We start from the raw sequence: 6139 nt of genomic DNA on the forward strand, positions 1-6139 counted from the left end.
CGTCTGAGCGGGCTTATATCACCGTACGTCCACCCAGCGCTTTTCCTCGAACGAGCGCGCCATCGCGTGCACCGTGCGCTCGATCTCCAGCCCTTCGGCAAACTCGATGAGCCGCGCCGGCTTGCCTTCAAGCCGCGTCAGCAATTCGTGGCACTCGATGATCTTGAGATCGTTGAAGCCGAGGCCATGGCCCGGCGCCGGCACGAAGAGGTCATAGGGCTTGTGGTGCGGCGCCACCAGGATGGTGCGGTAGCCCTGTTCGGTCGGCCGGTCTGATGTGAGATAGAGCTGGAATTCGTTCGATCGTTCCTGGTCGAACAGGATCGACCCTTTAGAGCCGAAGATCTGGACGGCGATGCGGCCCTTGCGGCCCCAGGCTGAGCGGTTGACCAGCAGCGTGCCGGCAATGCCGTTTTCCAGATGCATCAGCACGCTGGCGATGTCGTAGGTCTCCACCGCGCGACGACCGCCGCTGGCCAGCTTGCGATCGGCATAGGGTTTAGCCATGTCGCAGATGACACTGGCGACGCGGCCGAACAGGGCCGAGACCAGAGACAGCGGATGCACGGCGAAATCGTCGAGCGCGCCATAGCCGGAAGCTGCTTCGTGCTTCCAGAAGAACAGCGCTTCGGGGTCGGCCATGAAGTCCTCGTCCATCTCGATGCGCAGATGGTTGACCTCGCCGATGATCTTCTCTTCCAGCAGCGCGCCGATATGGCGGATGGCCGGGCTCTGGATGTAGTTGTAGCCGAGGGCCGCGACCTTGCCGGACTTTTTCGCCGCGGCCGCCATCGCCTCGGCCTCGGCAAAGCTCGGCGCCATCGGCTTTTCGCACCACAGATGCTTGCCTGCTTCGAGGATGGCGACGGCCATTTCCGGGTGGAACTGGTTGGGCGTGGTCAGCGAGACGATGTCGACTTCGGGATCGTTGACGACGGCGCGCCAGTCGCCCGACGCCTTGGCGAAACCGAACTCGCCCGCCTTGCGCCGGGCAAGCTCTTCATTGACCTCGCCGAGATGGACCAGCCGTGGCTTGGCCACGTCGGGAAAGACAGCGCTGACGGCACTCCATGCGATGGCGTGACACTTGCCCATGAAACCCGTACCGATGAGACCGACGCCGACCATTTTCCGTTTCTCCACTGCTTGAAGCGCTGCGTGGATGAATTAGTCCATTTTCTCCTGAAATGGAATGTCTGCCTCATTTTTTATGGTGTTCTTGCGCAGGCTCGCTATGATGAGGCACAGAGGACGCTTCACGCATGAGCCTGGACAGAGCGACGATGGACGAACGGGTACCTCGCGATTTCGAGACGCTGCGCACCACCATCCTGGAGCGACGCGAAAGCCTGCCGAAACGCATCGCCCAGATCGCTGCCCATGCGCTCGACAATCCCGACGATATCGCCTTCGGCACCGCCGCCAGCATCGCCGCTTCGGCGGGCGTGCAGCCTTCGACCCTGATCCGATTTGCCCAGCAGCTTGGCTTCGATGGTTTCACCAGCCTGCAGCAGGTGTTTCGCGAGCGGCTGCGCGAGCGCAACTCATCCTATGACGAAAGGCTGCAGGCGCTGCGCGTCAAGGCTGAGGGAGGCGCCGGCCACCGGGCGATCTTCGACGGCTTCGTCGCCGCCGCCTCAACCTCGCTCAACGACATCTCGCGCACGCTGGACGAAGCGCATCTGGAAGACGCTATTTCCCTGCTGGCAAAGGCGGAAACCATCTATGTGCTGGCCAAGCGGCGCTCCTATCCGGTGGCGTCCTACATCGCCTATGCACTGGGCAAGCTGAAGATCCGCAACCAGCTGATCGAATCGGCGGCCGGGCTGAATGCCGAGATGATCGGCTTCGCCACGCCGGCGGATGCCGTCATCGCCATCTCCTTCTCGCCCTACGCGCCCGCCACGATCGAGGAGGCGCGCAGCATTTCGGAACAGGGCGTGCCGATCGTCGCCATCACCGACAGCTCGTTTTCGCCGCTCGCCCAGTTCGCCAAGGTCTGGTTCGAGGTTGCCGAGGCCGATTTCGCCGGCTTCCGCTCACTGTCGGCGACAATGGCGCTGGCCATGGCACTGACCGTCGGCGTCGGCGAGAAGCGGCGCGACACGGGCAGGAAGCGCAAGGCCTGATCCACCGCCGAAAAGGTACTTTTCACCGAAGGAATGCTCATTCCATATTGACTATGGATTGGAATTATTATTTCATATTCCCGGCGCCACGCTGCCGCTCGCGCGTGTACCCCAACACAACAAGGCCGACGGGAGGTTCCAATGAGCGAAGCCGTGGACGCTGAATACGCGCCGCTCGACGTCATCACCATCGGTCGCGCTTCCGTCGACCTTTACGGCCAGCAGATCGGCTCGCGGCTGGAGGACATCACCTCCTTCGCCAAGTCGGTCGGCGGCTGCCCGGCCAACATCTCGGTCGGCACCGCCAGGCTCGGCCTGCGCTCGGCGCTGCTCACCCGCGTCGGCGACGAGCAGATGGGCCGCTTCATCCGCGAGCAGCTGACGCGTGAAGGCGTCAATGTCGACGGGCTCAAGACCGACAAGGAGCGGCTAACCGCACTGGTGCTGCTGTCGGTCGAGGACGAAGGCGTCTCGCCGATGATCTTCTATCGCTCGGACTGCGCCGACATGGCGCTGGCGCCGGAAGACATCGATGAGGCCTTCATCGCCTCGGCGCGCTCGATCGTCGTCACCGGCACGCATTTTTCCAGGCCTAACAGCGATGCCGCGCAGCGCAAGGCGATCCGCATCATGAAGGCCAAGGGCGGCAAGGTGGTGTTCGACATCGACTACCGGCCGAACCTGTGGGGTCTCGCCGGCCATGCCGAAGGGTTCGAGCGCTATGTAAAATCGGACCGGGTCTCGGCGCAGCTGAAGACGGTGCTGCCCGACTGCGACCTCATCGTCGGCACCGAGGAAGAGATCATGATCGCGTCGGGCGCCGATGATTGCCTGAGCGCCTTGAAGACGATCCGCTCGCTGTCGTCCGCCACCATCGTCCTGAAGCGCGGCGCGATGGGCTGCATCGTCTATGACGGACCGATCAGCGACGATCTCGAGGACGGCGTCGTCGGCAAGGGGTTTCCGATTGAGATCTACAATGTGCTCGGCGCCGGCGACGCCTTCATGTCGGGCTTTCTGCGCGGCTGGCTGGGCGGCGAAGACCATGCGACGGCGGCGACCTGGGCCAATGCCTGCGGCGCCTTCGCCGTGTCGCGGCTGCTCTGCGCGCCGGAATATCCGACCTTCGAGGAGCTGCGGTTCTTCCTCAAGAACGGCAGCAGGCATCTAGCGTTGCGCAAGGACGAGGCGATCAACCACATCCATTGGGCAACGACGCGCCGGCGCGACATTCCCTCGATGATGGCGCTCGCCTGCGACCACCGCGTGCAGCTCGAGGATGTGGCGGCGAAGGCCGGTGCCGATCCCGCACGCATCCAGGATTTCAAGGTGCTGGCGGTCAAGGCGGCGGCGAAGGTTGCCGCCGGCCGCGACGGCTACGGCATGCTGATCGACGAGAAACACGGCCGCAAGGCGATGTTCGAATTCGCCAGGCATTCCTTCGCCTGGCTCGGGCGGCCGGTGGAGCTGCCGGGTTCGCGGCCGCTGCGCTTCGAATTCTCGCAGGACATCGGCTCGCAGCTCACCGAGTGGCCGGTCGACCATTGCATCAAATGCCTGTGCTTCTATCATCCCGACGATCCGGCGGCGCTCAAGGACGAACAGCAGCAGAAGTTGCGCGCGCTGTTCGAAGCGGCGCGGAAGGTCGGCAGGGAACTTCTCATCGAGATCATTGCCGGCAAGCATGGCAAGCTCGACGACACGACGATCCCGCGCGCGCTGGAGGAACTCTATGCGCTCGGCATCAAGCCGGACTGGTGGAAGCTCGAGCCGCAGGCGTCGAGCGGCGCCTGGGCGAAGATCGAGGCCGTGATCCTGAAGCACGACCCCTGGTGCCGCGGCGTCGTGCTGCTGGGCCTGGAAGCGCCGCAGGACGAGCTGGAAGCGGCGTTCGCCGCCACCGCCAAGGCACCCATCGTCAAGGGTTTTGCCGTCGGCCGCACCATCTTCGTCCATGCGGCCGAACAATGGCTGGCCGGCAGGATGTCGGATGACGAGGCGATCGCCGACATGGCGCAGCGCTTCGAACAGTTGACGGATGCGTGGCTTGCCGCGCGCGGCCGCAAGGCGGCATAAGAAGGCGCGGAATAGGACTGCGGAGGAAAACACCATGAGCAAGACAATCCGCCTGACGATGGCGCAGGCGCTGACCCGCTTCCTGTCGCGCCAGATGACTGAGATCGACGGTAGCAAAGTCCCGATCTTCGGCGGCGTCTGGGCGATCTTCGGCCACGGCAATGTCGCCGGCATCGGCGAGGCGCTCTATCAGGTGCGCGACGAACTGCCGACCTTTCGCGCCCACAACGAACAGGCGATGGCGCATGCGGCAATCGCCTACGCCAAGGCCAATTTCCGCCGCCGCTTCATGGCCGCGACCTCTTCGATCGGCCCCGGCGCGCTCAACATGGTGACGGCGGCGGCGCTCGCCCATGTAAACAGGTTGCCCGTCCTGTTTTTGCCAGGCGATGTCTTCGCCAACCGCATCCCCGACCCGGTGCTGCAGCAGGCCGAGGATTTTTCCGACGGCACGGCGACGGTCAACGACTGCTTCCGTCCGGTTTCGCGCTATTTCGACCGCATCACCCGGCCGGAGCAGATCATTCCTGCGCTGAGCCGTGCCATGGCCGTGCTGACCGATCCGGCCGAATGCGGCCCGGTGACGCTGTCGCTCTGCCAGGACGTCCAGGCCGAGGCCTATGACTATCCCGAGAGTTTTTTCGCGGAGCGGGTCTGGCACCAGCGCCGGCCGCGCCCGGATCGCCAGGAACTGGCGGCCGCGGTCGCCGCGCTCAAGGGTGCAAAAAAGCCGTTGGTGATCGCCGGCGGTGGCGTCCTCTATTCGCAGGCGTCGGACGAACTGGCGAAATTCGCCGAGAGCGGCGGCATCCCGGTCTGTGAGACGCAAGGCGGCAAATCCTCGCTGCCGGACAACCACCCGCTCAACATGGCGGCGGTCGGCGTCACCGGCACTTCTGCCGCCAACCGGCTGGCTGAGGAAGCCGATGTCGTGCTGGCCATCGGCACGCGCCTGCAGGATTTCACCACCGGTTCGTGGGCGCTGTTCAAGAATTCGGGCAAGACCATCATCGGACTCAACGTGCAGCCCTTCGATGCCGGCAAGCACCGCGCCCTGCCGCTGGTGGCCGATGCGGCCGAGGGCCTGGCGGAACTCGGTGCTGCGCTGAAGGACTGGAAGGCGCCGGCAAGCTGGACCGACAATGCGTCGTCCGGCAAGAAGGCCTGGGCGGTCGAGGCGGCCAAGGTGACGGCGTCGACCAATGCCGCCTATCCGTCCGATGCGCAGGTGATCGGCGCGGTGCAGCGCGCCATGGGCTCCGGTGTGACGCTGCTGAATGCCTCCGGCGGGTTGCCGGGCGAATTGCACAAGCTTTGGCAGGCGGGCGCGCCCGGCTCGTACCATGGCGAATACGGCTTCTCGACCATGGGCTATGAGATTGCCGGCGGGCTCGGCGCCAAGATGGCGAAGCCCGGCGAGGAGATCGTCGTCATGATCGGCGACGGCTCCTACCTGATGATGAATTCGGAGATCGCCACCTCGGTGATGCTCGGCCTCAAGCTGACCATCGTGCTGCTCGACAACCGCGGTTACGGCTGCATCAACCGGCTGCAGATGGCGACCGGCGGCGCCAACTTCAACAATCTGCTGAAGGACTCGCGCCACGAGGTTCTGCCCGACATCGACTTCGCCGCGCATGCGGCGAGCATGGGGGCGATTGCCGAGAAAGTGCCGTCGATCGCCGGGCTGGAAAACGCGCTGGCACAAGCCAGGAAGAATACGCGCACCACGGTGCTCGTCATCGACACCGGCCCCCTGGTTTCCACCGATGCCGGCGGTCACTGGTGGGATGTGGCGGTGCCGGAAGTGTCAGTGCGGCCGCAGGTCAACGCGGCGCGCAAGGCGTATGATGAAAAGCGGCAGATGCAGACCATCGGCGATTGATATAGGCGCCGAAGCTCCTCCTTCTCCCCGTCTCTACACGGGGAGAAGA

General features: G+C 64.5%; 4 protein-coding genes. 3 read left to right on the top strand and 1 reads right to left on the bottom strand.

The features are described from left to right. Positions 1–18: 18 nt before the first annotated feature. Entirely contained in the window at positions 19–1128 is a 1110-nt protein-coding gene (locus tag EN884_RS21870; RefSeq protein ID WP_013528369.1) for a Gfo/Idh/MocA family oxidoreductase, read from the bottom strand. A gap of 155 nt (positions 1129–1283) precedes the next feature. Here EN884_RS21870 and EN884_RS21875 point away from each other — a divergent pair, with 155 nt between their 5' ends. The 3 genes from EN884_RS21875 (at position 1284) to iolD (ending at position 6090) form a co-directional block, all read left to right on the top strand. Next, positions 1284–2129, top strand: a complete 846-nt coding sequence (locus tag EN884_RS21875) for a MurR/RpiR family transcriptional regulator (protein WP_024502014.1) — start codon at positions 1284–1286, stop codon at positions 2127–2129. A 141-nt stretch (positions 2130–2270) separates the two neighbouring features. Next, positions 2271–4205 carry a 5-dehydro-2-deoxygluconokinase gene (gene iolC, locus EN884_RS21880; RefSeq protein WP_063169770.1) on the top strand — a complete coding sequence of 645 codons (1935 nt, stop codon included), beginning with the start codon at positions 2271–2273 and terminating at the stop codon, positions 4203–4205. A gap of 34 nt (positions 4206–4239) precedes the next feature. Next, entirely contained in the window at positions 4240–6090 is a 1851-nt protein-coding gene (iolD, locus tag EN884_RS21885) for a 3D-(3,5/4)-trihydroxycyclohexane-1,2-dione acylhydrolase (decyclizing) (protein WP_063169769.1), read from the top strand. The last annotated feature ends 49 nt before the right edge of the window (positions 6091–6139 follow it).

Source organism: Mesorhizobium sp. M7A.F.Ca.AU.001.01.1.1, assembly GCF_004022735.1.
GTDB classification, from domain to species: domain Bacteria; phylum Pseudomonadota; class Alphaproteobacteria; order Rhizobiales; family Rhizobiaceae; genus Mesorhizobium; species Mesorhizobium ciceri.

Coding starts and splice junctions, on each gene's coding strand:
- iolC (WP_063169770.1), top strand. CDS start 2,271: ATGAGCGAAGCCGTGGACGCTGAATACGCGCCGCTCGACGTCATCACC.
- iolD (WP_063169769.1), top strand. CDS start 4,240: ATGAGCAAGACAATCCGCCTGACGATGGCGCAGGCGCTGACCCGCTTC.
- EN884_RS21870 (WP_013528369.1), bottom strand. CDS start 1,128: ATGGTCGGCGTCGGTCTCATCGGTACGGGTTTCATGGGCAAGTGTCAC.
- EN884_RS21875 (WP_024502014.1), top strand. CDS start 1,284: ATGGACGAACGGGTACCTCGCGATTTCGAGACGCTGCGCACCACCATC.